The sequence below is a fragment of the Lelliottia sp. CFBP8978 genome, assembly GCF_034046055.2.
Lineage (GTDB): Bacteria > Pseudomonadota > Gammaproteobacteria > Enterobacterales > Enterobacteriaceae > Enterobacter.
The window spans coordinates 2,413,957-2,438,083 of record NZ_CM188253.1 but is presented as its reverse complement, the minus strand read 5'-3'; the positions used below and the strand labels follow the sequence as shown (position 1 = coordinate 2,438,083).

At 51.5% G+C, this 24,127-nt stretch carries 25 protein-coding genes and 1 pseudogene; 14 read left to right on the top strand and 12 right to left on the bottom strand.

What is annotated here, in order from left to right; translation table 11 throughout:
- Positions 1-12 precede the first annotated feature (12 nt).
- Entirely contained in the window at positions 13-921 is a 909-nt protein-coding gene (gene galU, locus SOM82_RS11540; protein ID WP_154125676.1) for a UTP--glucose-1-phosphate uridylyltransferase GalU, read from the top strand.
- Between the two features lie 197 nt (positions 922-1,118).
- Here the strand turns inward: galU and hns are convergent, their stop codons facing one another.
- Positions 1,119-1,532, bottom strand: coding sequence for a histone-like nucleoid-structuring protein H-NS (gene hns, locus SOM82_RS11535; protein ID WP_008502781.1), 414 nt, complete (start codon positions 1,530-1,532; stop codon positions 1,119-1,121).
- Between the two features lie 547 nt (positions 1,533-2,079).
- Between hns and tdk the strand changes: the two genes are divergently transcribed.
- Positions 2,080-2,694 carry a thymidine kinase gene (tdk, locus tag SOM82_RS11530; protein ID WP_154125675.1) on the top strand — a complete coding sequence of 205 codons (615 nt, stop codon included), beginning with the start codon at positions 2,080-2,082 and terminating at the stop codon, positions 2,692-2,694.
- An 82-nt stretch (positions 2,695-2,776) separates the two neighbouring features.
- On the opposite strand, the gene adhE is transcribed toward tdk, so the two are convergent.
- Positions 2,777-5,452, bottom strand: a complete 2,676-nt coding sequence (adhE, locus tag SOM82_RS11525) for a bifunctional acetaldehyde-CoA/alcohol dehydrogenase (protein ID WP_154125674.1) — start codon at positions 5,450-5,452, stop codon at positions 2,777-2,779.
- Positions 5,453-5,924: 472 nt separating this feature from the next.
- On the opposite strand from adhE, the gene SOM82_RS11520 reads away from it, so the two are divergent.
- The 7 genes from SOM82_RS11520 (at position 5,925) to SOM82_RS11490 (ending at position 13,850) form a co-directional block, all read left to right on the top strand.
- Entirely contained in the window at positions 5,925-6,572 is a 648-nt protein-coding gene (locus SOM82_RS11520; RefSeq protein WP_320461119.1) for a YchE family NAAT transporter, read from the top strand.
- 771 nt (positions 6,573-7,343) lie between these two features.
- Positions 7,344-8,978 carry an oligopeptide ABC transporter substrate-binding protein OppA gene (gene oppA, locus SOM82_RS11515; RefSeq protein WP_320461120.1) on the top strand — a complete coding sequence of 545 codons (1,635 nt, stop codon included), beginning with the start codon at positions 7,344-7,346 and terminating at the stop codon, positions 8,976-8,978.
- A 124-nt stretch (positions 8,979-9,102) separates the two neighbouring features.
- The gene (oppB, locus tag SOM82_RS11510) at positions 9,103-10,023 is read left to right on the top strand and encodes an oligopeptide ABC transporter permease OppB (protein WP_154125672.1); all 921 of its coding nucleotides are present in this window, start codon (positions 9,103-9,105) and stop codon (positions 10,021-10,023) included.
- A 14-nt stretch (positions 10,024-10,037) separates the two neighbouring features.
- A complete protein-coding gene (gene oppC / locus SOM82_RS11505) occupies positions 10,038-10,946 on the top strand; it encodes an oligopeptide ABC transporter permease OppC (RefSeq protein ID WP_154125671.1) in 909 nt (302 codons plus the stop codon).
- Between the two features lie 11 nt (positions 10,947-10,957).
- Positions 10,958-11,971, top strand: a complete 1,014-nt coding sequence (locus SOM82_RS11500; RefSeq protein WP_154125670.1) for an ABC transporter ATP-binding protein — start codon at positions 10,958-10,960, stop codon at positions 11,969-11,971.
- Positions 11,968-12,972, top strand: a complete 1,005-nt coding sequence (gene oppF / locus SOM82_RS11495; protein WP_154125669.1) for a murein tripeptide/oligopeptide ABC transporter ATP-binding protein OppF — start codon at positions 11,968-11,970, stop codon at positions 12,970-12,972. The genes SOM82_RS11500 and oppF overlap by 4 nt, the downstream gene beginning before the upstream one ends.
- A gap of 47 nt (positions 12,973-13,019) precedes the next feature.
- On the top strand, positions 13,020-13,850 hold the full coding sequence (locus tag SOM82_RS11490; protein ID WP_320461121.1) for an ion transporter: 831 nt from the start codon (positions 13,020-13,022) through the stop codon (positions 13,848-13,850).
- 31 nt (positions 13,851-13,881) lie between these two features.
- Here the strand turns inward: SOM82_RS11490 and SOM82_RS11485 are convergent, their stop codons facing one another.
- Positions 13,882-14,211, bottom strand: coding sequence for an HI1450 family dsDNA-mimic protein (locus SOM82_RS11485; protein ID WP_154125667.1), 330 nt, complete (start codon positions 14,209-14,211; stop codon positions 13,882-13,884).
- A gap of 33 nt (positions 14,212-14,244) precedes the next feature.
- Entirely contained in the window at positions 14,245-15,705 is a 1,461-nt protein-coding gene (gene cls / locus SOM82_RS11480; RefSeq protein ID WP_154125666.1) for a cardiolipin synthase, read from the bottom strand.
- A gap of 143 nt (positions 15,706-15,848) precedes the next feature.
- Between cls and SOM82_RS11475 the strand changes: the two genes are divergently transcribed.
- The 3 genes from SOM82_RS11475 (at position 15,849) to leuE (ending at position 17,052) form a co-directional block, all read left to right on the top strand.
- The gene (locus SOM82_RS11475) at positions 15,849-16,022 is read left to right on the top strand and encodes a YciY family protein (protein WP_154125665.1); all 174 of its coding nucleotides are present in this window, start codon (positions 15,849-15,851) and stop codon (positions 16,020-16,022) included.
- Between the two features lie 142 nt (positions 16,023-16,164).
- Complete coding sequence (locus tag SOM82_RS11470; RefSeq protein ID WP_414672125.1) at positions 16,165-16,287, top strand: KPN_01571 family protein; 123 nt, start codon at positions 16,165-16,167, stop codon at positions 16,285-16,287.
- Between the two features lie 129 nt (positions 16,288-16,416).
- Positions 16,417-17,052: a leucine efflux protein LeuE gene (leuE, locus tag SOM82_RS11465; protein WP_320461122.1), complete on the top strand. Its 636-nt coding sequence runs from the start codon at positions 16,417-16,419 to the stop codon at positions 17,050-17,052.
- A 31-nt stretch (positions 17,053-17,083) separates the two neighbouring features.
- On the opposite strand, the gene SOM82_RS11460 is transcribed toward leuE, so the two are convergent.
- Positions 17,084-17,380 carry a YciI family protein gene (locus SOM82_RS11460; protein ID WP_320461123.1) on the bottom strand — a complete coding sequence of 99 codons (297 nt, stop codon included), beginning with the start codon at positions 17,378-17,380 and terminating at the stop codon, positions 17,084-17,086.
- Between the two features lie 222 nt (positions 17,381-17,602).
- On the opposite strand from SOM82_RS11460, the gene tonB reads away from it, so the two are divergent.
- Positions 17,603-18,322 (top strand): TonB system transport protein TonB, encoded by a 720-nt coding sequence (gene tonB / locus SOM82_RS11455; protein ID WP_320461128.1) that lies wholly within the window; start codon positions 17,603-17,605, stop codon positions 18,320-18,322.
- A gap of 36 nt (positions 18,323-18,358) precedes the next feature.
- On the opposite strand, the gene SOM82_RS11450 is transcribed toward tonB, so the two are convergent.
- From SOM82_RS11450 to SOM82_RS11430, 5 genes and pseudogenes are all read right to left on the bottom strand, one after another.
- Positions 18,359-19,564: an ISL3 family transposase gene (locus tag SOM82_RS11450; RefSeq protein WP_320461766.1), complete on the bottom strand. Its 1,206-nt coding sequence runs from the start codon at positions 19,562-19,564 to the stop codon at positions 18,359-18,361.
- A gap of 105 nt (positions 19,565-19,669) precedes the next feature.
- Positions 19,670-20,065 carry an acyl-CoA thioester hydrolase YciA gene (yciA, locus tag SOM82_RS11445; protein ID WP_320461565.1) on the bottom strand — a complete coding sequence of 132 codons (396 nt, stop codon included), beginning with the start codon at positions 20,063-20,065 and terminating at the stop codon, positions 19,670-19,672.
- Between the two features lie 129 nt (positions 20,066-20,194).
- Positions 20,195-20,734: a septation protein A gene (locus tag SOM82_RS11440; RefSeq protein WP_154125659.1), complete on the bottom strand. Its 540-nt coding sequence runs from the start codon at positions 20,732-20,734 to the stop codon at positions 20,195-20,197.
- 60 nt (positions 20,735-20,794) lie between these two features.
- Complete coding sequence (locus tag SOM82_RS11435; protein ID WP_320461564.1) at positions 20,795-21,538, bottom strand: YciC family protein; 744 nt, start codon at positions 21,536-21,538, stop codon at positions 20,795-20,797.
- Between the two features lie 28 nt (positions 21,539-21,566).
- Positions 21,567-21,644 (bottom strand): annotated as a pseudogene (locus tag SOM82_RS11430) (YkgJ family cysteine cluster protein); the annotation flags it as partial.
- A 180-nt stretch (positions 21,645-21,824) separates the two neighbouring features.
- Between SOM82_RS11430 and ompW the strand changes: the two are divergent.
- Positions 21,825-22,460 (top strand): outer membrane protein OmpW, encoded by a 636-nt coding sequence (gene ompW, locus SOM82_RS11425; RefSeq protein WP_154125657.1) that lies wholly within the window; start codon positions 21,825-21,827, stop codon positions 22,458-22,460.
- Between the two features lie 159 nt (positions 22,461-22,619).
- Here ompW and yedF read toward each other — a convergent pair whose 3' ends face one another.
- A complete protein-coding gene (gene yedF, locus SOM82_RS11420; RefSeq protein WP_154125656.1) occupies positions 22,620-22,853 on the bottom strand; it encodes a sulfurtransferase-like selenium metabolism protein YedF in 234 nt (77 codons plus the stop codon).
- On the bottom strand, positions 22,850-24,061 hold the full coding sequence (gene yedE, locus SOM82_RS11415) for a selenium metabolism membrane protein YedE/FdhT (protein ID WP_320461563.1): 1,212 nt from the start codon (positions 24,059-24,061) through the stop codon (positions 22,850-22,852). The genes yedF and yedE overlap by 4 nt, the downstream gene beginning before the upstream one ends.
- Positions 24,062-24,127: the final 66 nt, after the last annotated feature.

Below are 24,127 nucleotides of genomic sequence, written 5' to 3'. Positions count from 1 at the left end.
CAGGAGATTTCAATGGCTGCCCTAAATTCGAAAGTAACAAAGGCCGTTATCCCGGTAGCGGGATTGGGAACAAGGATGCTACCGGCAACAAAGGCTATTCCGAAAGAAATGCTGCCTTTGGTTGATAAGCCATTAATCCAGTATGTCGTCAATGAGTGTATTGCCGCAGGCATCACTGAAATTGTGCTGGTGACTCATTCTTCCAAAAACTCTATTGAAAACCATTTCGATACCAGTTTTGAACTGGAAGCCATGCTGGAAAAACGTGTGAAACGTCAGCTGCTGGAAGAGGTGCAGTCTATCTGTCCACCTCACGTGACCATCATGCAGGTGCGTCAGGGGCTTGCTAAGGGCCTGGGACACGCGGTGCTGTGCGCGCATCCGGTAGTAGGTAATGAGCCAGTGGCCGTTATTCTGCCGGACGTGATCCTCGATGAGTTCGAATCGGACCTGTCTCAGGACAACCTCGCTGAGATGATTAAACGCTTCGACGAAACTGGCAGCAGCCAGATCATGGTTGAGCCTGTAGAGGACGTGACGGCTTACGGTGTTGTTGACTGTAAGGGCGTTGAGCTGAAGCCGGGTGAGAGCGTGCCGATGGTGGGTGTGGTTGAGAAACCTAAAGCCGACGTAGCACCGTCTAACCTCGCGGTTGTTGGTCGTTACGTTCTGAGCGCTGAAATCTGGCCACTGCTGGCGAAGACCCCTCCGGGAGCCGGCGACGAAATTCAGCTGACCGATGGCATTGATATGCTGATCGAGAAAGAGACCGTGGAAGCCTATCATATGAAAGGTAAGAGCCACGACTGCGGTAATAAACTCGGTTATATGCAGGCATTCGTAGAATATGGTATTCGCCACAATTCACTGGGCGAAGAATTTAAAGCCTGGCTGAAAGAGACCATGGGCATTAAAAACTAATTTGCCTGCTTAGATCAACAAAGCCGGTGTCAGCTATGCTACACCGGTTTTTTTACGTCTGGTGTACGGGACGGGAGAGTGATGCCAGAATGTTTACATGATTGCCGGGTGCTATGTGACAGGAGAGATGGAGCCAGGGGGTAATTACGGGCAAAAAAAATCCCGTATAAAACGGGATTCTTTTGAAGGCGTGGTGATTAATCCTTGATCAGGAAATCGTCCAGTTGTTTGCCTTGCTCATCCATGGCTTTCTTGATTACCGCAGGCGTACGGCCCTGACCGGTCCAGGTTTTAGTTTCGCCATTCTCATCAACGTAGCTATATTTAGCCGGACGAGCAGCGCGTTTTGCTTTGGTACCTGTTTTTGCTGCAGCCATGCTGTTCAGTAATTCGTTTGGATCGATACCATCAGCAATCAGCATTTCACGATATTGTTGCAGTTTACGAGTGCGTTCTTCGATTTCAGCAGCAGCAGCGCTTTCTTCTTCACGACGTTCATTAACAACGACTTCTAATTTTTCCAGCATTTCTTCCAGCGTTTCGAGGGTACATTCTCTGGCCTGCGCACGAAGAGTACGGATGTTGTTCAGAATTTTAAGTGCTTCGCTCATTGTAGTAATCTCAAACTTATATTGGGGTGGTTTGTTGTCCTAATAATAGAGTGATAATTTGAGATGTGCAATAGGTGGGAATGTAAGGAATTCAAAAAATAGTTAATATCCCGCATCACTATTTATTACGCTAACTTAAATTTCATTGCCAACAAGGTCGGTTTTTTATCACCGCAATTGGTGCAGAGCAGCAGTGACTGTGTTTGATTTTGTGACGACACGCTAATCGATTTTAGTTTCGGCGGATAAATATCAACCTTTTGTATTACTCACTTCAGGCGTCAGGTTGCAGCAATAGTTAATAAATATTGAATCCTGAATCGGGTTGATTCCACTATAAGCATCAGGTCTTGCTTAGAGACATACCCCGATTGAGATAAATCTTGAGTATGTTTACTTCCTGTTTTACCGCATTATTTTGTTAATCAGATCGAATGTTGACAATACATTTGCCACATCGCCTGTGCGTTGCGTCGCTGATGGTAAGACAAAATATGGTACAATCAACCATCGGGAATATTACACATTGATTAGGGTTTAGGGGCCAATGGCACAACTTTATTTCTACTATTCAGCAATGAATGCCGGGAAGTCTACGGCGCTGCTGCAATCTTCCTATAATTACCAGGAAAGAGGCATGCGTTCTATCGTCTATACGGCGGAGATTGATGATCGCTTCGGCGCGGGTAAAGTGAGCTCACGTATAGGCTTGTCGTCCCCTGCAAAGCTCTTTAATAACCAGACCGACCTGCTTACTGAAATCCGTGCAGAACACGCGCGAGCGCCTGTACATTGCGTTCTGGTGGATGAAAGCCAGTTCTTAACCCGCCATCAGGTACATGCGCTGTCAGAAGTTGTCGATCAGCTGGATATTCCCGTGCTGTGCTACGGATTACGTACCGATTTTCGCGGTGAACTGTTTATTGGCAGCCAGTATTTACTCGCCTGGTCCGATAAACTGGTTGAACTGAAAACAATATGTTTCTGCGGACGTAAAGCCAGCATGGTGCTTCGTTTGGATCAAGAAGGGAAGCCCTACGCAGAGGGTGAGCAGGTGGTGATTGGTGGCAATGAACGCTATGTATCGGTCTGCCGCAAACATTATAAAGAAGCGTTGGTGACAGGCTCATTGACGGCTATTCAGGAACAAGAGCGGCGATAAAACGCATCCGGACATTTATTGCTAAGCCATCGTCAGATATAAAAAAACCCGCCAGAGGCGGGTTTTTTATTCAGGCTATCAATTAAGCGCTTTTCTTCGCTTTCTTGTCAGCTTTAACCGGTGCGTCAACTTTCGTCGCAACGGTATTATCTTCGCTGAATTCACGGCCGTAGTAGGTATCCAGCAGAATCTGTTTCAGCTCGGAGATCAGTGGGTAGCGTGGGTTAGCACCTGTACACTGGTCATCAAACGCATCTTCAGACAGCTTGTCAACGTGCGCCAGGAAGTCAGCTTCCTGAACACCTGCTTCACGGATAGACTTAGGAATGCCCAGTTCAGCTTTGATGCTGTCCAGCCATGCCAGCAGTTTCTCAATTTTCGCAGCGGTACGGTCACCAGGAGCGCTCAGACCCAGGTGGTCAGCGATTTCAGCGTAGCGACGACGGGCCTGTGGGCGGTCGTACTGGCTGAAAGCAGTCTGTTTAGTTGGGTTATCGTTAGCGTTGTAACGGATAACGTTTGAAATCAACAGGGCGTTCGCCAGACCGTGTGGAATGTGGAACTGTGAACCCAGTTTATGAGCCATCGAGTGACAGACGCCCAGGAAGGCGTTCGCAAACGCAATACCTGCGATAGTCGCGGCACTGTGTACACGTTCACGGGCGACCGGGTTTTTGGAGCCTTCATTGTAAGATGCTGGCAGGTTCTCTTTCAGCAGTTTCAATGCCTGCAATGCCTGGCCGTCTGAGAACTCAGACGCCAGCACGGAAACGTAAGCTTCCAGGGCGTGAGTCACCGCATCCAGACCACCGAAAGCACACAGTGATTTCGGCATATCCATTACCAGGTTGGCGTCAACAATCGCCATATCCGGGGTCAGGGCGTAGTCAGCCAGTGGGTATTTCTGACCCGTAGCGTCATCGGTCACAACCGCAAATGGTGTTACTTCTGAACCGGTACCGGAAGTGGTGGTGACGGCAATCATTTTTGCTTTCACGCCCATTTTCGGGAACTTGTAGATACGTTTACGGATGTCCATAAAGCGCAGCGCCAGTTCTTCGAAGTGGGTTTCCGGATGCTCGTACATCACCCACATGATTTTGGCCGCATCCATTGGGGAGCCGCCGCCCAGCGCGATAATCACGTCTGGTTTGAAGGAGTTCGCCAGTTCCGCACCTTTACGAACAACGGTCAGCGTTGGGTCAGCTTCAACTTCGAAGAAGACTTCAGTTTCTACGCCTGCAGCTTTCAGCACAGAGGTGATCTGGTCTGCATAGCCGTTGTTAAACAGGAAACGGTCAGTCACGATGAGCGCACGTTTGTGGCCATCAGTAATCACTTCATCCAGCGCGATTGGCAGAGAGCCACGGCGGAAGTAGATAGATTTCGGAAGTTTGTGCCACAACATGTTTTCAGCTCGCTTAGCAACGGTTTTCTTGTTGATCAGGTGCTTAGGACCAACGTTTTCAGAGATGGAGTTACCACCCCATGAACCACAACCCAGAGTCAGGGAAGGCGCGAGTTTGAAGTTATACAGGTCACCGATACCACCCTGAGAAGCAGGGGTGTTAATCAGGATACGGGCAGTTTTCATCATCTGACCGAAATGAGCCACACGTTCTGGCTGGTTATCCTGGTCGGTGTACAGGCAAGAGGTATGACCGATACCGCCCATCGCCACCAGTTTTTCAGCTTTAACCACCGCATCTTCGAAATCTTTCGCACGATACATCGCAAGCGTAGGAGACAGTTTTTCGTGTGCGAACGGTTCGCTTTCATCAACAACTTTCACTTCACCGACAAGGATCTTCGTGGTTGCCGGAACGGTGAAACCTGCGAGTTCTGCGATTTTATAAGCGGGCTGACCCACGATTGCGGCATTCAACGCACCATTTTTCAGGATGATATCCTGAACGGCTTTCAGTTCTTTGCCCTGCAGCATGTAAGCGCCGTGGCTTGCGAAACGTTCGCGAACTGCGTCGTATACCGAGTCAACAACCACAACTGACTGCTCAGACGCACAGATGACGCCATTGTCGAAGGTTTTGGACATCAGAACAGAAGCGACAGCACGCTTGATATCAGCCGTTTCGTCGATAACAACAGGGGTGTTACCTGCGCCTACGCCGATGGCTGGTTTACCAGAGCTGTATGCTGCTTTAACCATGCCTGGGCCACCTGTTGCCAGGATCAGGTTAATGTCAGGGTGATGCATCAGCGCGTTGGACAGTTCAACAGAAGGTTGGTCAATCCAGCCGATCAAATCTTTAGGCGCGCCAGCAGCGATAGCGGCTTGCAGCACGATATCTGCAGCTTTATTGGTGGCATCTTTAGCGCGTGGGTGTGGGGAGAAGATGATTGCGTTACGGGTCTTCAGGCTAATCAGTGATTTGAAGATAGCAGTAGAAGTTGGGTTAGTTGTCGGAACGATACCGCAAATAATGCCGATAGGTTCAGCAATCGTGATCGTACCAAAAGTGTGATCTTCTGACAGCACGCCACAGGTTTTCTCATCTTTATAGGCGTTGTAGATATACTCAGAAGCAAAGTGGTTTTTGATCACTTTATCTTCAATGATACCCATGCCGGATTCGGCAACGGCCATTTTAGCGAGAGGGATTCGAGCATCTGCAGCAGCCAGTGCGGCCGCGCGGAAGATTTTATCAACCTGTTCTTGGGTGAAATTGGCATATTCACGCTGGGCTTTTTTCACGCGCTCGACGAGTGCGTTCAGTTCAGCGATGTTGGTAACAGCCATAATGCTCTCCTGATAATGTTAAACTCTTTTAGTAAACCAGCGCTCGATACGACACCAGTATAGTAGAGGTGGTCGTCATTGCGTAACACACAATAAAACAATGGGTTATGCAAACACGTGCACACTAATTTACTAAAAGAGCCTTACCTTAGCATCATACCTTTTGAGGATTGATCTCCCTGGCGGCGTCATCAAGATTACTCACTTCTGAGTACGGAAAATATGATCTACATCAATTTATACCTAAGCTGATACCTTTCAGCACGGTATTTTGGACATTATTTTCAAGTGTTAAATAATTACAAAAGTAATGGGGCCAATACTAGCATTGATTCACATATGATTAACACATGAAAATCATAGCGTTTTGGCGGAGATTTCTGGTGAAGTATGCTGATAAAAAGCGTATCTTCAGCGCGGATTTAACCCTATTTCATTTGTTGTCCGGGCATGCTGATTTGCGGAGTTAACTGTGACCCCATTGCTCTTTGATTTTTCGACCTATTTTAAATTTTTTATTGGTTTGTTTGCGCTAGTGAACCCGGTCGGGATTATCCCGGTCTTCATTAGTATGACCAGTTACCAGACGGCAGTGGCCAGAAACAAGACCAACCTGACGGCAAACATGTCGGTCGCCATTATTCTGCTGACATCCCTTTTTCTCGGTGATTCCATTCTGCAGATCTTCGGGATATCCATCGACTCCTTCCGTATTGCCGGCGGCATTCTGGTCGTGACCATCGCGATGTCGATGATCAGCGGTAAACTGGGGGAAGATAAGCAGAATAAGCAGGAGAAATCAGAAACGGCGGTCCGCGAAAGTATCGGCGTGGTGCCGCTGGCGTTGCCGCTGATGGCCGGGCCGGGGGCGATCAGTTCAACCATCGTCTGGGGAACCCGCTATCACAACTGGGTGCATCTGCTGGGCTTTTCTATCGCCATCGCGCTCTTTGCCCTGTGCTGCTGGGGGGTGTTCCGTATTGCCCCGTGGCTTGTGCGTTTGCTTGGTCAGACCGGGATTAACGTCATTACCCGTATTATGGGGTTACTGCTGATGGCGCTGGGCATCGAATTCATTGTCACCGGAATAAAAAGTATTTTCCCGGGTTTACTGAATTAGCGGTTTCATATGAAAGAACGGAGTCCGTGGCTCCGTTCTTTACGTTATTATCAGTAAATCATATAAATAAAGTTGAAATTTTCACAAGACATAATAAATTCTGCTAATAAAACCGTTTTCTTACATTTCAGCAACTTAGTGTTTTTCTGTCCTTTCCCCTGCACATAAACCGCGCAATCACTCTGTTATTTTACTCACACCATACTCTTGGGCTTGCTGTGGGATTACTGAAATGATATTAGTAATTTCAACATTTCCCCAGTCGAATGTGCTAAATAATAACCAATTGTTAATTTTTTGTACAAATGCCAGTCAGAACCAGCGCCCCGAGGCGTTTGGTGAATGCGATTGAACTATCACATTGAATCACTGGTGTTTTTTGCATGTTAGATGTGTGGCAGGACGCCCTCCAGAAAAACGGTACTCACCGTAAAAGAGAATTGCTTAACAAATTTGCAAAATGTATTGGCGCGAATTTAAGCCATTTGGTACTTTCCGGCCTTATATTTCGTCAGCGCATTAATCCCGGATGAGAATGATTTTCAAATAAAACGCTCGTCCCGCCAGATACCACACGCCTCAGAACAGGGGAGGCGTGTTAAGAATCGACGCAAGGTGGCCAAACGAGTCATCAGTAATAAGTACAGTCGGTGATAGCAAGAAGTACACGACCTGACAGCAGCTAAACTCCTGCGTTGTTCAGGACCCCACAGGGGAATTAAACAGGCTGGAAATAAAACCAGTAATAATAATGAGTGGAGTATCAACACAATGTCCATCATCACAAAAAAAAGTCTGATTGCCGCGGGAATTTTCACTGCGCTAATCGCGGGTAACATGGCAATGGCTGCCGATGTCCCGGCTGGTATCACGCTGGCAGAAAAGCAGACCATGATTCGCAACAACGGCGCTGAACCACAGTCGCTGGACCCGAATAAAATTGAAGGCGTTCCGGAAGCAAACATCAGCCGCGATCTGTTTGAAGGTCTGCTGATTACTTCGACAAAAGATGGCCACCCGATTCCGGGCGTGGCGGAAAGCTGGGATAACAAAGACTTTAAAGTCTGGACATTCCACCTGCGTAAAGACGCAAAATGGTCCAACGGTGAGCCTGTCACCGCACAAGATTTCGTATATAGCTGGCAGCGTCTGGTCGATCCTAATACTGCCTCTCCTTACGCCAGCTATCCGCAGTATGGCCACATCCTGAACGTTGATGAAATCATCGACGGCAAAAAGAAACCTTCTGAGCTGGGCGTTAAAGCGGTCGATGACCATACCCTGGAAGTGACCCTGAGCGAACCGGTTCCTTATTTCTACAAACTGCTGGTTAACCCGGCCATGTCACCGGTCAACAAAGCCGCCATCGAAAAATTCGGTGAGAAATGGACTCAGCCAGCCAACATCGTGACCAACGGTGCGTACAAGCTGAAAGACTGGGTTGTAAACGAACGTATCGTGATGGAGCGTAATACTAACTACTGGGATAACGCGAAAACCATCGTCGATCAGATTACCTATCTGCCGATCTCCTCGGAAGTGACCGACGTTAACCGCTACCGCAGCGGTGAGATCGACATGACCTATAACAACCTGCCGATCGAACTGTTCCAGAAACTGAAAAAAGAGATCCCGGCCGAAGTCCACGTTGACCCGTATCTGTGTACTTATTACTACGAAATCAACAACCAGAAAGCACCGTTCAATGACGCTCGCGTACGTACCGCGCTGAAACTGGGTCTGGATCGCGATATCATCGTGAATAAAGTAAAAGCGCAGGGCGATCTGCCAGCGTTCGGTTACACGCCGCCGTACACTGACGGCGCGAAGCTGACCAAGCCAGAGTGGTTCTCCTGGACTCAGGAAAAACGTAACGAAGAAGCGAAAAAACTGCTGGCTGAAGCAGGCTACACCGCAGACAAACCGCTGACGTTTAACCTGCTGTACAACACCTCCGATCTGCACAAAAAACTGGCCATCGCCGCGTCCTCCATCTGGAAGAAAAACCTGGGTGTGGATGTGAAGCTGGTGAACCAGGAGTGGAAAACCTTCCTGGATACCCGTCATCAGGGTAACTACGACGTGGCGCGTGCTGGCTGGTGTGCGGACTACAACGAACCGACCTCCTTCCTGAATACCATGCTGTCCGACAGCTCGATGAACACCGCGCATTATAAGAGCCCGGCCTTTGACGCGATCATGAAAGATACGCTGAAAGTGACCGACGAAGCGCAGCGTACAGCACTGTACGACAAAGCGGAGCAACAGCTGGGTCAGGACTCTGCGATTGTGCCGGTTTACTACTACGTGAACGCGCGCCTGGTGAAACCATGGGTTGGCGGTTATACCGGCAAAGACCCAATGGATAACATCTATACCAAAGATCTGTACATCATTAAGCATTAATGGCAATCCGTGGGGCAAAGCGATTTGCCCCACCGTGTCTTAATTCATCGCACAATATACACGGCAACGTTCAGGAATATCTGGACGAGCTGGTGTAAAAGGCACACGCCAGAAGGTACGGGCAATGTTGAAATTTATCCTACGTCGCTGTCTTGAAGCGATTCCGACGCTCTTTATTCTTATTACAATTTCGTTCTTCATGATGCGACTCGCTCCCGGGAGTCCGTTCACCAGCGAACGCGCGCTGCCGCCAGAAGTGATGGCGAACATCGAAGCCAAATATCATTTAAACGATCCTATCTCTACGCAGTATTTCAATTACCTGAAACAACTCGCGCATGGGGATTTCGGGCCTTCGTTTAAATATAAAGACTATTCCGTAAACGACCTGGTGGCTTCAAGCTTCCCCGTTTCGGCTAAATTAGGCGCCGCGGCATTCTTCCTCGCCGTTATTCTTGGCGTGAGTGCAGGCGTTATCGCCGCGCTTAAACAAAATACCAAATGGGACTATACCGTCATGGGGATCGCCATGACCGGGGTGGTTATCCCGAGTTTTGTTGTCGCGCCATTACTGGTGATGATATTCGCCATCACCCTGAAGTGGCTGCCCGGAGGCGGCTGGAACGGTGGGGCACCGAAGTACATGATCCTGCCGATGGTGGCGTTATCCCTGGCGTATATTGCCAGTATCGCGCGTATTACTCGTGGCTCGATGATTGAAGTGCTTCATTCCAACTTCATCCGCACCGCGCGGGCAAAAGGCTTGCCGATGCGTCGCATTATTCTCCGCCATGCGTTAAAACCTGCGCTGCTGCCGGTACTCTCCTATATGGGGCCCGCATTTGTTGGGATCATCACCGGGTCTATGGTTATCGAAACCATCTATGGTCTGCCGGGTATCGGTCAGCTGTTTGTGAACGGTGCGTTGAACCGTGACTACTCGCTGGTGCTGAGCCTGACCATTCTGGTCGGTGCGTTAACCATTCTCTTTAACGCCGTTGTCGATGTGCTCTATGCCGTTATCGACCCGAAAATTCGTTACTAATACTGGAGTTCGCCATGATGTTGAGTAAGAAAAACAGCGAGGCGCTGGAAAACTTCAGTGAAAAGCTCGAAGTCGAAGGGCGCAGCCTGTGGCAGGACGCCCGCCGGCGTTTTATGCATAACCGCGCGGCAGTCGCCAGCCTGGTGGTGTTGGTCTTTATCGCCTTGTTTGTGACTCTGGCGCCGATGCTGTCGCAATTCACCTACTTTGATACCGACTGGGGCATGATGTCGAGTGCGCCGGACAGTGTCTCCGGCCACTACTTTGGTACGGACTCCTCCGGGCGCGATCTGCTGGTGCGCGTGGCCATTGGTGGGCGTATCTCCCTGATGGTTGGTATCGCCGCGGCGCTGGTGGCCGTTATCGTCGGCACGCTGTACGGCTCACTTTCCGGCTATCTGGGCGGGAAGGTCGACTCCGTCATGATGCGTCTGCTTGAGATCCTGAACTCCTTCCCGTTCATGTTCTTTGTGATTCTGTTGGTCACCTTCTTCGGTCAAAACATCCTGCTGATCTTTGTGGCTATCGGGATGGTTTCCTGGCTGGACATGGCGCGTATCGTGCGTGGTCAGACGCTTAGTCTCAAACGTAAAGAGTTTATTGAAGCGGCCCAGGTGGGCGGCGTCTCCGTCAGCGGTATCGTGGTGCGCCATATCGTTCCTAACGTGCTCGGTGTGGTGGTGGTTTACGCTTCGCTGCTGGTCCCAAGTATGATCCTGTTTGAATCTTTCCTGAGCTTCCTTGGCCTTGGTACGCAAGAGCCGCTGAGCAGCTGGGGCGCGCTGTTAAGCGATGGCGCGAACTCAATGGAAGTTTCACCGTGGCTGCTGCTGTTCCCGGCTGGTTTCCTGGTGGTAACCCTGTTTTGTTTCAACTTTATCGGCGATGGCCTGCGTGATGCCCTCGACCCGAAAGACCGCTAAGGAGCGCCGCGATGACTATTATTGAAACGGCAGCTGCGCCACAGGCGCAACAGCAGAAAAACGTTCTGCTGGATGTGAAAGATCTGCGCGTCACCTTTAAAACGGCCGACGGCGACGTCACGGCGGTTAACGATTTGAACTTTGATCTGCGCGCGGGCGAAACGCTGGGGATTGTAGGTGAGTCTGGCTCCGGTAAATCGCAAACCGCATTTGCGTTAATGGGCCTGCTGGCCCCCAATGGGCGCATCGGCGGAACGGCGACGTTCAACGGCAAAAACATTCTTAATCTGCCTGAGCCGGAGTTGAACAGACTGCGCGCAGAGCAGATCTCGATGATTTTCCAGGATCCGATGACCTCGCTTAACCCCTATATGCGCGTGGGTGAACAGCTGATGGAAGTCCTGATGCTGCATAAAGGCATGAACAAAGCCGAAGCCTTTGAGGAATCGGTCAAAATGCTGGATGCAGTAAAAATGCCGGAAGCGCGTAAGCGTATGCGCATGTTCCCGCATGAATTTTCAGGCGGGATGCGCCAGCGCGTAATGATCGCGATGGCATTACTCTGCCGCCCTAAACTGCTGATTGCCGATGAGCCAACAACGGCGCTGGATGTGACCGTTCAGGCGCAAATCATGACGCTGCTCAACGAGCTGAAGCGTGAGTTTAACACCGCCATTATCATGATTACCCACGACCTCGGCGTGGTGGCGGGGATATGCGATAAAGTGCTGGTGATGTATGCCGGTCGTACGATGGAGTATGGCAAGGCGCGCGATGTGTTCTATCATCCTGCGCATCCTTATTCGATCGGTTTGCTGAATGCGGTTCCGCGTCTTGATGCGGAAGGCGAATCACTGCTGACCATTCCGGGCAACCCGCCAAACCTGCTACGTCTGCCGAAGGGCTGCCCGTTCCAGCCGCGTTGTCCTCACGCGATGGAAATCTGTAACAGCGCTCCGCCGCTGGAAGAGTTTGCACCAGGCCGTCTGCGCGCCTGCTTTAAGCCGCTGGAGGAGCTGGTATGAACGCAATAGATGAAAAAAGAAATGTGTTGCTCGAAATCGCCGATCTCAAAGTCCATTTCGACATCAAAGATGGCAAACAGTGGTTCTGGCAGCCATCGAAAACGCTGAAAGCGGTCGATGGCGTCACGCTGCGCCTCTACGAAGGGGAAACTCTTGGGGTGGTGGGCGAGTCCGGCTGCGGTAAGTCGACCTTTGCCCGCGCGATCATTGGGCTGGTTAAAGCAACAGACGGTAAAGTGGCATGGCTGGGTAAAGATCTGCTTGGGATGAAGCCGGACGAGTGGCGCAACGTGCGCAGCGACATCCAGATGATTTTCCAGGATCCGTTAGCATCGCTGAACCCGCGTATGAATATCGGCGATATTATTGCCGAGCCGCTGCGTACCTACCATCCGAAAATGCCACGCCAGGAAATTCGCGATCGCGTAAAAGCGATGATGATGAAAGTCGGCCTGTTGCCGAACCTGATCAACCGTTATCCGCACGAGTTTTCCGGTGGTCAGTGTCAGCGTATCGGTATCGCGCGTGCGCTGATTCTGGAACCCAAGCTGATCATTTGCGACGAACCGGTCTCGGCACTGGATGTCTCGATCCAGGCACAGGTCGTCAATCTGCTGCAAAAACTGCAGCGTGAAATGGGACTGTCGCTCATCTTCATCGCGCACGACCTGGCGGTGGTGAAGCACATCTCTGACCGTGTGCTGGTGATGTATCTGGGCCATGCCGTTGAGCTGGGAACCTACGATGAGGTGTACCACAATCCGCTGCACCCCTATACGAAAGCTCTGATGTCTGCCGTGCCGATCCCCGATCCCGATCTGGAAAAAAATAAGACGATCCAGCTGCTGGAAGGGGAACTGCCTTCACCGATCAACCCGCCTTCAGGCTGTGTATTCCGCACACGCTGCCCAATGGCAGGCCCGGAATGCGCGCAAACCCGGCCGGTTCTTGAAGGAAGTTTCCGCCACGCGGTTTCCTGCCTGAAAGTAGACCCGTTATAATCGCAAGGGCTGACATGATGTCAGCCCTTAATTTTTGCGAGGTTAACGTGTCGCTACTCGTTTCTTCTGTTCGCCGCCGGATGTATCGCCTGTTATTTGATTTAAATACCCCATCGGGGCGTCGGTTCGAAGGCCTGTGCGCGCTGTTTGCATTACTCAGCGTTTTCATCATTTTTATTGAGTCAGGCCTGGGGACGCAGTATCACCTGACATTCAACGAATGGCATCTGTTTGTCTGGCTGGAGCTGTTTGTCACGCTGGTCTTTACCCTGGAATATGTGCTGCGTGTGTTGAGCTGGCCAAATCCGGCGAAATACGTATTTAGCTTCTGGGGTATTATTGATTTAGTCACCATCCTGCCGCTGTACGTGATGTGGCTTTGGCCGGAAATTAGCATTAATTATGTCTTTGCCTGGCGGGCAATGCGTGCCATACGTGTGTTGCGTATATTGAAGTTGCTGCGATTTATGCCGTCGCTGCGCGTGTTCTGGCAGGCAATTAATAGCGCCCGACACCAGTTAATTTTGTTCTATTCTTTTATCGCGATTGTGATGATTGTGTTCGGCGCGCTGATGTATCTGATTGAAGGGCCAAAATATGGCTTTACCACGCTGAACGCGTCAGTTTACTGGGCTATTGTGACGGTCACGACGGTAGGCTATGGCGATATTACGCCGCATACGCCGCTCGGCAGGATTGTTGCGTCGGTGCTGATTCTGATCGGTTATTCCGTTATTGCTATTCCGACCGGACTGATTACGACTCATATGAGCGCGGCGTTTCAGAACCGTTCACGTCGTTGCCCCAACTGCAAACAGGGGAACCACGAACACAGTGCACGCTTTTGTAACCGGTGTGGCAGCGAACTGCCGGACTAAATAAAAAAGGCTGCGTTGGCAGCCTTTTTTATTATTCGCGCCAGAGGATATGGCACAGCTTGTGATCTTTTTCCCGACACAACAGCACCCGGGCAAAAATATCGTTAAGCTCACCGCCATCGGTATCAGCAAGACCGATCACCACCTCGGCGAAAAAGTCCGGATTGAGATCGAAATCAACATGCTCGCTCCAGTCTTCGGACGGATCGAAAAGCTCTGCACCCCCGCGTTCTTCAAACTGGAGGTTAAAGAGGATCACGTCAGCGGGATCGAGATTATCGACCGCCAGTTCGAGAAAAATATCATAAGCCTGCTCGAGCGTTTCGTCTTCGGTCAGGCGATTGTTCAGATCCATTTCCATGATGACTACCTGTTAAACATCGTTGGGCACGTTTTACAGCAACGGACTAAAGAAGTAAAACAGTCGTTCGGTGATCCGCTGCCAGAGAGGGCGTTTGTTCCAGAGGTGTTCATCCAGCAGACGGGAGCGGGAGATATAGTCATCCTGAACCGCAGCCAGATCGCCGCCGAAACCCGCATCGTCAATCACCAGGGTTATCTCAAAGTTTAGCCAAAGGCTGCGCATATCCAGATTCACCGTACCCACCAGGCTCAGTTCGCCATCCACCAGGACGCTTTTGGTGTGCAATAGTCCACCCTCAAACTGGTAAATTTTGACGCCCGCTTCCAGCAGCTCAGAAAAGAAGGCCCGGCTTGCCCATCCCACCAGAACCGAATCATTTTTACGCGGCATAATAATGCTGACATCCACGCCGCGCTGGGCGGCAGTGCAAATCGCATGCAGCAGATCGTCACTGGGGACGAAGTAGGGCGTGGTCATAATCAAATATTCACGCGCCGAATAGGCGGCGGTGAGCAGCGCCTGATGGATCAGATCCTCCGGGAAGCCCGGACCCGAGGCGATAGTGTGAATGGTATGACCGCTCTCTTGTTCAAACGGCATGATATTCGCATCGGGCGGCGGGGGCAGAATGCGTTTACCGGTTTCAATCTCCCAGTCACAGGAGTAGACAACCCCCATGGCGGTGGCGACCGGGCCTTCCATTCGCGCCATCAAATCAACCCACTGGCCGACTCCTGAGTCTTGCTTAAAGAAACGGGGGTCTACCATATTCATGCTGCCGGTGTAGGCAATGTAATTGTCGATCAGGACCATCTTACGGTGCTGACGTAAATCCATTCGTCGCAGGAAAACACGCAGCAGATTGACCTTCAGCGCTTCGACCACCTCAATCCCGGCATTGCGCATCATCGCTGCCCACGGACTGCGGAAAAAGGCGACGCTACCGGCTGAGTCCAGCATCAGTCGGCAGTGAATACCGCGACGAGAGGCCGCCATCAGCGATTCCGCGACCTGATCGGCCATTCCGCCAGGTTGCCAGATATAAAACACCATCTCAATATTGTGACGGGCGAGCTGGATATCGCGGATCAGGGCCTGCATGACATCGTCAGAGGTGGTCAACAGCTGCAGCTGATTGCCTTTAACGCCACCGATCCCCTGGCGGCGTTCGCAGAGCTTGAAGAGCGACGTGGCGACGCTACTATTCTCTTGCGCAAAAATATGCTTACAGGACTTGAGATCGTTAAGCCATTTCGCCGTCGATGGCCACATCGCGCGCGCGCGTTCTGCCCGGCGCTTACCCAGATGCAATTCACCAAAAGAGAGATACGCGACAATCCCCACCAGCGGCAGGATGTAGATGATCAGTAGCCAGGCCATGGCAGAGGGAACGGCTCTGCGTTTCATCAGGATGCGAAGTGTCACACCTGCGATCAGCAGCCAGTATCCCAGAATGACCAGCCAACTCACCACGGTGTAGAAGGTTGTCATAATTTAAAAATCCTTTTGAAAGCGTATTGTTAAGAGTGTACGCATCAGAATTCATCTGGCAAATAAAAAGGGTGGCTAAAAGCGCTGGTTTACCGCAGTCAGGGGTTTATAATGGCATTTCTGTTAAGGAAAGAGTTGTAGACATGAAGCGCAGCAGAACAGAAGTAGGGCGCTGGCGCATGTTGCGACAAATGAGTCGTCGTAAAGCTCGCTGGCTTGAGGCTCAATCTCGCCGCAATATGCGTATTCACGCCATCAGAAAATGTGGGCAAAGCCACCATCGCACTGCGCTGGTGTTCGCTGTTCGCGAGATCTGAATCCCCTGAAGGCACCGTCAAAGGTGCCTGATGTTTTTATGCCCGTCCCCCTACCTGATCTCGTGATATTTTCCGTTCCTGATGTTAACTCTCCACACCGCTGCTGTATGATGTCCGGCGATTAACGTCATGAATAAGAAAAATGAATCCTTTCCTTTGGGTATTAATTGCAATCTTTGCCGTGGATGCATTAAGGGAATATTTAGGGCTCTCGTCGCTCGCGCAGTTAGCTGACTTTGTTTTTGCATTTTGTCTGCACGGGTGACGGTTTAAGGACGAACGGTATTGGCGACAGCGACTATTTCGCCGTCGACGGAATGACATAGACATAGCATTCACGGGGGCCCGGATAGGCCAGCGCGCTTGTGAGTCGCTATTTTAAAAGGAGCAAGTGGTGTTTGCGGAGTTTGGTGTACTCAATTTCTGGACCTATGTTGTCGGGGCTTTCTTTATTGTTCTGGTTCCAGGGCCCAATACGTTATTTGTATTAAAAACCGGTATCGGTCACGGTGTGAAAAAAGGCTATCTCGCTGCGACGGGCGTGTTCATCGGTGATGCCGTGTTGATGTTTCTGGCATGGGCGGGAGTGGCTGCGCTGATTCAGACAACGCCGGTGTTGTTCAATATTGTTCGCTACCTCGGTGCGCTGTATCTGCTGTGGTTAGGGGGCAAAATGCTCTGGTCCGTGATGATGCGTCAAAACAGCGCGCAGGCCAGCGGGAGTGAACCCGCAAGCATGATAATGAAACGCTCGCTGGTATTGAGCCTGACCAATCCCAAGGCGATTCTGTTTTACGTCTCGTTTTTCGTACAGTTCATTGATGTCAGCGCCAAAAATACCGGTACCTCTTTCCTGATCCTCGCAACGACGCTTGAGTTGATCAGCTTCATGTACATGAGCTTCCTTATTTTCTCAGGCGCGTTTGTGACGCGCTATCTGAAGACCAAAAAGAAACTGGCGAAGCTGGGGAATGGTCTGATCGGTCTGCTGTTCGTCGGATTCGCCGCGCGACTGGCATCGCTTCACTGATAAAAGGCTCCTGCGGGAGCCTTTTATCCTGTTAAAACACTTTCTTATACGGGCGCACGGTGACTTTAGCGTAAACACCGGCTGCGACATATGGGTCTGCTTCGGCCCAGAATTGTGCCGCTTCCAGTGATTCAAATTCTGCAATCACGGTGGAGCCGCTAAAACCTGCCGCACCAGGATCGTTGCTGTCAACCGCTGGCATCGGGCCTGCGGTCAGTAATTTTCCTTCATCATGCAGTAGTTGCAGGCGCGCAAGATGGGCAGGGCGCACGGAAAGTCGTTTTTCCAGGGAATCAGCAACATCTTCAGCGTAAATGACGTAAAGCACGGCGGAGCTCCTTAACCATAAAAAGTGGCAATTACGTTATGTGAAAGCATCGATGACTGCAATGTAAAGATGACGGCCTTGTTAAAACCTTAACAAATACGTGTCTTTTTTCGTCCCCTTGTGCAGTTAAATCGCGTGAAGATGGAGTGTCTTATTGAATATGATTGCTATTTGCATTTAAAATCAGGGCCTGGTTTTTTAACTGAAACGATTATGACTTCGATGACCCTGGATTTACCTCGCCGCTTTCCCTGGCCGACGCTGCTGTCCGTTGTGATTCACGGCGCTGTCGTGGCGGGGCTGCTATACACTTCGGTTCATCAGGTTATCGAAATGCCAGCGCCCGCGCAGCCGATTTCTGTGACCATGGTGACGCCTGCAGAGCTAGAGCCGCAGGTTGTCCCGCCGCCGCCAGCACCAGTTGTCGAACCGCAGCCTGAACCAGAGCCGGTTCCGGAGCCGCCAAAAGAGGCGCCAGTGGTGATTCACAAGCCGGAGCCCAAACCGAAACCAAAGCCTAAACCTAAGCCGGTTAAGAAGGTGGAAGAGCGTCCGAAGCGTGAAGAACGTCCGGTAGAAACGCGGGCCACCCAGCCAACAGAGAACACCGCACCAGCAAAACCGGTGATGAATAGCGCGCCTTCCACGTCGAAGCCTGTTGTCGCGGCACCATCCGGCCCACGAGCCCTGAGCCGCAACCAGCCGCAATATCCTGCACGCGCGCAGGCGCTGCGCATTGAAGGGCGTCTGCGTGTGAAATTTGACGTCACGGCGGATGGGCGGGTGGATAACGTCGAAGTCCTCTCCGCGCAGCCTGCGAATATGTTCGAGCGCGAAGTTAAAGCCGCAATGCGCAAATGGCGCTATGAGCCAGGCAAACCCGGCAGCGGGATCATCGTGAACATCGTTTTCCGCCTGAACAGCGGGGCACAGATGGAATAAATAAGAAAGCCTCCAGGATGGAGGCTTTTTTTAGGTTCATCGCGCCTTACCGGGGAACGCTGCTTTTATCTTCATAAAAAAGTAGTCGTTATCCCGGTATCCGTATGCCATTCGTTTTATCACTTTGATCTTGTTGTTCATTCCCTCAAGTACGCTGGTATTCAGACGATGCGTGGCACTCGCGATTATGCCGCTCACGTAACCCTTCAGCTTATCAGCGAACTGCTGCAACGCCCTGATGCCACTTTCCTGTGCCTGCCTGTACCACTCATTCCAGCGACGCTTCGCAACGTCTTTATCCGGGGCATACCACAGCTCTTTCAGGGCTGTTTTCATCACATACACCGTATTTAACGGCTGGTTCGCCGCCAGCAACTCTGCCAGTTTCACCTCATGCCCGGCCGGCAGGTTCTCTGGATTACGCAACAGCAACCAGCGGCTGCGTTTGATAACCTTCCGCGCCTTGCTGTTGTCACGCAACTGATTCGCCTGATCGACCCTCACTCTGTCGATGACTTCCCGGCCGAACTTCGCCACAACATGGAACAGGTCATACACCACTTCCGCCTGCGGGCACTGCGCTCTCACTTCCAGGTCCAGCGCCGTATTCATATCCATCGCGACAGATTCGATGGCGGCACATCCTTCCGGGCCCAGCCAGGTGAAGAACGGACGGAAGGCTACCCGGCTGCGCCCTTCACCGACCCACAGCACCCGTTGTGTATCTGCATCCACCACAACCGTGGCATAGCGATGCCCTTTGAACAGCGCGAACTCATCCATTATCAGGCGGCGCAGCGTGTGCCGTTCAGGCTCCCGGAGTTCCCGCCGCAGGCGTCGGCAGTCGATATTTTTAATGGTGTGCCAGTGCAGACCGGTCAACTGTGCCACATGCTTAACCGGCAATAACCGGGTAAGAGATTCCACCCAGGTCGCTAACGAGGACGTGTAACGTTGCCGTTCAGGCACCCATGAGATGCGCTCGGTGACAATCCCGCAGCGGGAACAGCGCAGACGGCGAACGGGAAGCTGAAGTGTGACGCGCCAGTGAAGTAAATCGCGCTCACGAACCCGTCGCACAGAGACATCATGGACAGCACAGTCTCTACAGCCACATCGACGGCAGGACGGCGCAAAACCGGGGTCAGGCCGGAGCGTAATAAGCAGAGCATCCGGTGCAGGATGAGTGAAGGAATCAACAGTGAAACCTTCCCAGAAGAGGGAAGAAAGATTAGCATTCATGGCAGACGGCGGTTGAGTGGCTGGTTAGTGTTTTGGCGAATACAAAACTAACCACTTTTACCGCCGTTTTCTATTGGTTCACGCTTAACCGCGATGAACCTTTTTTTATGCCTTTGGCAGCGGCCGCGGCGTACCCTGGTTGTCCACTGCAACATAAATGAACAGCGCTTCGGTCGCTTTATAACGCTGACCGATAGGCTCGGAAGAGACCTTTTTCACCCAGACTTCAATATTGATTGAGATCGACGTATTGCCCCGCTTTACACAGCGCGCGTAACAGCAGACAACGTCACCTACCGCGACCGGACGTAAAAAGGTCATTCCATCAACCCTGACCGTCACCACGCGACCATGGGCTATCTCTTTTGCAAGGATCGCCCCACCCATATCCATCTGCGACATTAACCAACCGCCAAAAATATCACCGTTCGCATTGGTGTCAGCGGGCATTGCAAGTGTGCGTAAAACCAGTTCGCCCTGAGGGGCATCGTTCGTTGTCATTGTTTCTTAAGCTCGTTACGGAAGACGACAGGCGGGATGCTACTATGATTTGCAGTCGGTGGGAAACACGAAAAGCAGGCAGGGCGGTGAGGTAAAAGGCCAAACAGCGTCACTGTTTGGCCTGGATAATCAGTGCTTGTCGTCCTGAGGCATATGGCGGTAGATGTAAACACCGCTCAGCAGCGTGAAGATCAACGTCAATGCCGTCAGACCAAATACTTTGAAATTGACCCAGATATTCTGCGGCAGCCAGAAGGCGATATAAATGTTCGCCAGCCCACAGAGGATAAAGAACAGCGCCCAGGCAACATTCAGGCGCGACCAGACATGCTGAGGAAGGGTAATTTCTTTTCCGAGCATGCGCTGAATCAACGGCTTATTCATCACCCACTGGCTGATCAGCAGTGCGCCCGCAAACAGAGCGTAGATGACCGTAACCTTCCATTTAATAAATTCATCGTTATGGAAGAACAGGGTTAAACCGCCAAACACTGCGACCAGAACGAAAGTCACCAGCGCCATTTTTTCGACTTTGCGGTAGCGGAACCAGCTGTAAATCAGTACGACAGCGGTCGCGACGATTAAGGCCGCGGTCCCGGCGTAAATGTCATACAGCTTATAAAAAGCGAAAAACACGACCAGGGGTAAAAAATCAAGAAACTGCTTCATTCTACGATTCCATCATCTGCGTTGAGCGGAGGATTAATAGAGCCTCCGCCATCATGAAAACTATTGACGAATCAACATGTAAAGGCGGAAAAGGTAAACCAGTAATACCGCCGAAATCAGGTTGCTCAGGGTGTTCGCTACCACTGCGCCAACGTTGGGCGTCAGGACCGCAAAATTAGGGGCAAACAACAGTAACAGCGTTTTTGCCAGCAACCAGCTAATCACGGCTGGCGCAACCAAACGCATATTAGACCATGCCAGTTTTGTACTGCTGCGCATGGCGGTAAATATTCCCATCTTATCCTGCACCAGCATGACAGGCGCAAAGGAGAGGACAATGGCGAGCAACACGCCAGGCACCACCACCAGCATAATCCCCATCTGCACCAGCATTGTGGTTAAGAAGATCAGGATGAACAGCTTCGGTAATACCGGTGCGCTGGCCCCGATCGCGCGCAGGGCGCTGACACGGTGTCCGGCAGAAATAAGCTGGACCATCAACAATACGCCACCGGCCAGAATCGCGTTGCCGATCAACCCTGAGAAGGTTGACGCCGCTGAGGCACGCAGCAATATCTGCTGCTGTTCCGGTGTCATGTTCTGGACCAGATCAAACAACCCTACACTTCCCGCAAGATGATCGCCCTGGCTGAGGGTGGCAATTTGATCATCACTTGGCGAAAACGCATGGCCAAGCACCACCGTGATAAACGCACATAGCAGGGCGATCAGTAAAAAGGTAATGAACTGATTGCGGAAAAAATTCCCGGTGTCACGGTAGACGGACTTCGCCGTGATAGACATGCACTCTCCTTGAGTATTGCAGGTATTGTTAAGCGGGCAATTGTACCCTGGATAACTCTGTCGTGGCAGCACCATGACTTGTATGGAAAAGCATATCTTTGTAAAGCAGTGATCATTGGTAAAAATTGACCTGTACGCGACATACGCATTCTGTTGCGTATGGCAAAAATTAATCTGGATCAATGAATGTTAAATTACTGGCACTAGTGTGATCTGAGTTAGATCACTTGTTACTCATTTATGAGTATATTCTCCGCGCCAATAAAACCACAACGATGGAGCGGATATGAAAAAGTTAGCAGTGGCAGCCCTGATTTTAAGCAGTATTTCTGGCGGCGCTTACGCGCATGAAGCAGGCGAATTTTTTATTCGTGCGGGGTCGGCAACGGTACGGCCGACAGAAGGTTCTGACAATGTGCTCGGCAGTTTGGGTGGCTTTAACGTCAGTAACAATACTCAGTTGGGTCTGACGTTTACCTATATGGCAACCGAAAACATCGGCGTTGAGCTGCTTGCCGCCACGCCGTTCCGCCACCGGGTGGGAACAGGCCCGACGGGAGATATCGCGACCGTACATCATTTGCCACCAACGCTGATGGCGCAATGGTATTTTGGTGATGCTAACAGCAAGGTGCGTCCTTATATCGGCGCGGGCGTAAACTACACCACGTTCTTTGATGAGAAATTTAACGACACCGGTAAAGAGGCCGGTCTTTCCGATCTGAGCCTGAAAGACTCCTGGGGGGCGGCGGGGCAGGTTGGGATGGATTATTTGATCAACCGCGACTGGCTGTTGAACATGTCGGTCTGGTACATGGATATCGACACCGACGTGCGCTTCAAAGCGGGTGGCGTGCAGCAGAGCGTCAGTACCCGTCTGGACCCGTGGGTGTTTATGTTCTCCGCCGGTTACCGCTTCTAAAGCTCTTCTGCAAAACTGGTCGTACTGCGGCCAGTTTTCTCTCCTCTCTGCCGGGGATACAGCATTCCTGGCAATAACAATAAAATGAGCGCTAAAGCAACGTGTCGGGTGTTTTAAGCGGGAAGCGCTAACGCCCCAAAAGGGCGTTAGCAAAGAACATTACTTCTGAATTAAATAGCGAATGGTTGGCCCATCCTGCTGGATATCTAACACCGTATAGCCGTGATTTGCCGCATCCAGTGGAATATTGTTAATCGACTGAGGGCAGTCGCTGACCACCTCCAGAATTTCACCCTTTTTCAGCTGCGGCAACGCCTCGAGCGTGGCGACGGCCGGATAGGGGCAAGGTTCACCCACCATGTCGAGGCGGTAATCGGGAACGATCTGTTTCATGCCACATTCTCCTGAATATCAGCTTTACGCGCGGTACGACGGAAAAAACGCTTCTCCTGCGCGATAACCAGCAGAAACGCGATCAACAGCAGGGCATAAGTCACCAGCAGTCCGCCCAAAGGACCAAACGTATTCAGCAGATTGACTTTATCCCAGCTAGTGGCCAGTGCCGGAGACAGGTCATCCCAGTAATAAGCCAGAAGGGTTGAGCCGATAACATTGCCCAGCCCGACCCACCAGTAATGCACCTGGCCCTCAACCGCGCGGTACATCCAGCCGGTTTCACAGCCGCCGGCCAGGACGATACCAAAACCAAACAGCAGGCCGCCAATAACCGCATTCGGACCGGCCCACATGATCTTCGGCTCAACACCCAGTTGCACATAGCTGAAAATACCAATGGCACTGACCGCCATCCCGGCAATAATCGCTTTCGCCATCATGGTGCGCCCGGTGATCCACATATCGCGAAACGCCGAGGTAAAGCAGATTTGCGCCCGTTCAATCAGCAATCCAAAACCGACGCCAAACAGCATCGCCAGCCCCAGTTTCGGCTGATTAAATGCGGTACACAGCGCCCAGGCAATCATCGCGAAAAAGACCAGCATACCCAGACGGAAGCGACGCCGGGCCTGAGCTGGCTTTTGCGTCAGTGGAGACGCGGCGCTGACTTTGGTCATTTTGACCGGAATGCGGAAGATCGGCAGCAGCGTGAATCGTGCGCCGAAGTACGAGCCAATGGCAGTGGCGACGGCAAAAAACCACGCATGGAGAGAGAACTGAGGAATACCCGTGAAGAACGCGGCAAGGTTACACCCCATGGCCAGACGGGCGCCAAATCCGGCGATGATTCCACCCGCAACCGCCTGCACAATGCGAATACGGCTTTTCGGCATCCGCAGCTTCACATTATTGGCCCACAGTGCGGCGGCAAAACAGCCCCCGAACATACCAATAATCATCATTCCGTCGATGCGGGTAAGCGGAGTACCTTCCAGGTGAATGAGTTTAAAATATCCCCACTCTTCGGCGTGCACGCCTGTCAGCTGTAAAAGCTGTCCGCCCCAGCGGGTGAATTCGCCGGTAACGGCCCAAAAGGTGCCGGTAATGCCAAAATAATAGGTCGAGAGAATACCCGCAGCGATGACTGCAGGCACAGGGGACCAGAATTTAATCAGGTACGCCTGTTTGAAGTGTTGCCATGACATGATAAGCCTCTGAACTCAGAAGGGGTTAAGGCGGCCAGGAGCCGAAAAGAAAACCGGATAATACGC

What these genes read in the sequence shown, in the direction of transcription:
- SOM82_RS11470 (WP_414672125.1), top strand. Translation starts at nt 16,165, where the DNA reads ATGAATCCTTTCCTTTGGGTATTAATTGCAATCTTTGCCGTGGATGCA.
- yedE (WP_320461563.1), bottom strand. Translation starts at nt 24,061, where the DNA reads ATGTCATGGCAACACTTCAAACAGGCGTACCTGATTAAATTCTGGTCC.
- SOM82_RS11485 (WP_154125667.1), bottom strand. Translation starts at nt 14,211, where the DNA reads ATGGAAATGGATCTGAACAATCGCCTGACCGAAGACGAAACGCTCGAG.
- SOM82_RS11450 (WP_320461766.1), bottom strand. Translation starts at nt 19,564, where the DNA reads ATGAATGCTAATCTTTCTTCCCTCTTCTGGGAAGGTTTCACTGTTGAT.
- oppA (WP_320461120.1), top strand. Translation starts at nt 7,344, where the DNA reads ATGTCCATCATCACAAAAAAAAGTCTGATTGCCGCGGGAATTTTCACT.
- oppF (WP_154125669.1), top strand. Translation starts at nt 11,968, where the DNA reads ATGAACGCAATAGATGAAAAAAGAAATGTGTTGCTCGAAATCGCCGAT.
- tonB (WP_320461128.1), top strand. Translation starts at nt 17,603, where the DNA reads ATGACCCTGGATTTACCTCGCCGCTTTCCCTGGCCGACGCTGCTGTCC.
- yciA (WP_320461565.1), bottom strand. Translation starts at nt 20,065, where the DNA reads ATGACAACGAACGATGCCCCTCAGGGCGAACTGGTTTTACGCACACTT.
- ompW (WP_154125657.1), top strand. Translation starts at nt 21,825, where the DNA reads ATGAAAAAGTTAGCAGTGGCAGCCCTGATTTTAAGCAGTATTTCTGGC.
- oppC (WP_154125671.1), top strand. Translation starts at nt 10,038, where the DNA reads ATGATGTTGAGTAAGAAAAACAGCGAGGCGCTGGAAAACTTCAGTGAA.
- hns (WP_008502781.1), bottom strand. Translation starts at nt 1,532, where the DNA reads ATGAGCGAAGCACTTAAAATTCTGAACAACATCCGTACTCTTCGTGCG.
- adhE (WP_154125674.1), bottom strand. Translation starts at nt 5,452, where the DNA reads ATGGCTGTTACCAACATCGCTGAACTGAACGCACTCGTCGAGCGCGTG.
- cls (WP_154125666.1), bottom strand. Translation starts at nt 15,705, where the DNA reads ATGACAACCTTCTACACCGTGGTGAGTTGGCTGGTCATTCTGGGATAC.
- tdk (WP_154125675.1), top strand. Translation starts at nt 2,080, where the DNA reads ATGGCACAACTTTATTTCTACTATTCAGCAATGAATGCCGGGAAGTCT.
- yedF (WP_154125656.1), bottom strand. Translation starts at nt 22,853, where the DNA reads ATGAAACAGATCGTTCCCGATTACCGCCTCGACATGGTGGGTGAACCT.
- SOM82_RS11435 (WP_320461564.1), bottom strand. Translation starts at nt 21,538, where the DNA reads ATGTCTATCACGGCGAAGTCCGTCTACCGTGACACCGGGAATTTTTTC.
- oppB (WP_154125672.1), top strand. Translation starts at nt 9,103, where the DNA reads ATGTTGAAATTTATCCTACGTCGCTGTCTTGAAGCGATTCCGACGCTC.
- SOM82_RS11440 (WP_154125659.1), bottom strand. Translation starts at nt 20,734, where the DNA reads ATGAAGCAGTTTCTTGATTTTTTACCCCTGGTCGTGTTTTTCGCTTTT.
- SOM82_RS11500 (WP_154125670.1), top strand. Translation starts at nt 10,958, where the DNA reads ATGACTATTATTGAAACGGCAGCTGCGCCACAGGCGCAACAGCAGAAA.
- galU (WP_154125676.1), top strand. Translation starts at nt 13, where the DNA reads ATGGCTGCCCTAAATTCGAAAGTAACAAAGGCCGTTATCCCGGTAGCG.
- SOM82_RS11475 (WP_154125665.1), top strand. Translation starts at nt 15,849, where the DNA reads ATGAAGCGCAGCAGAACAGAAGTAGGGCGCTGGCGCATGTTGCGACAA.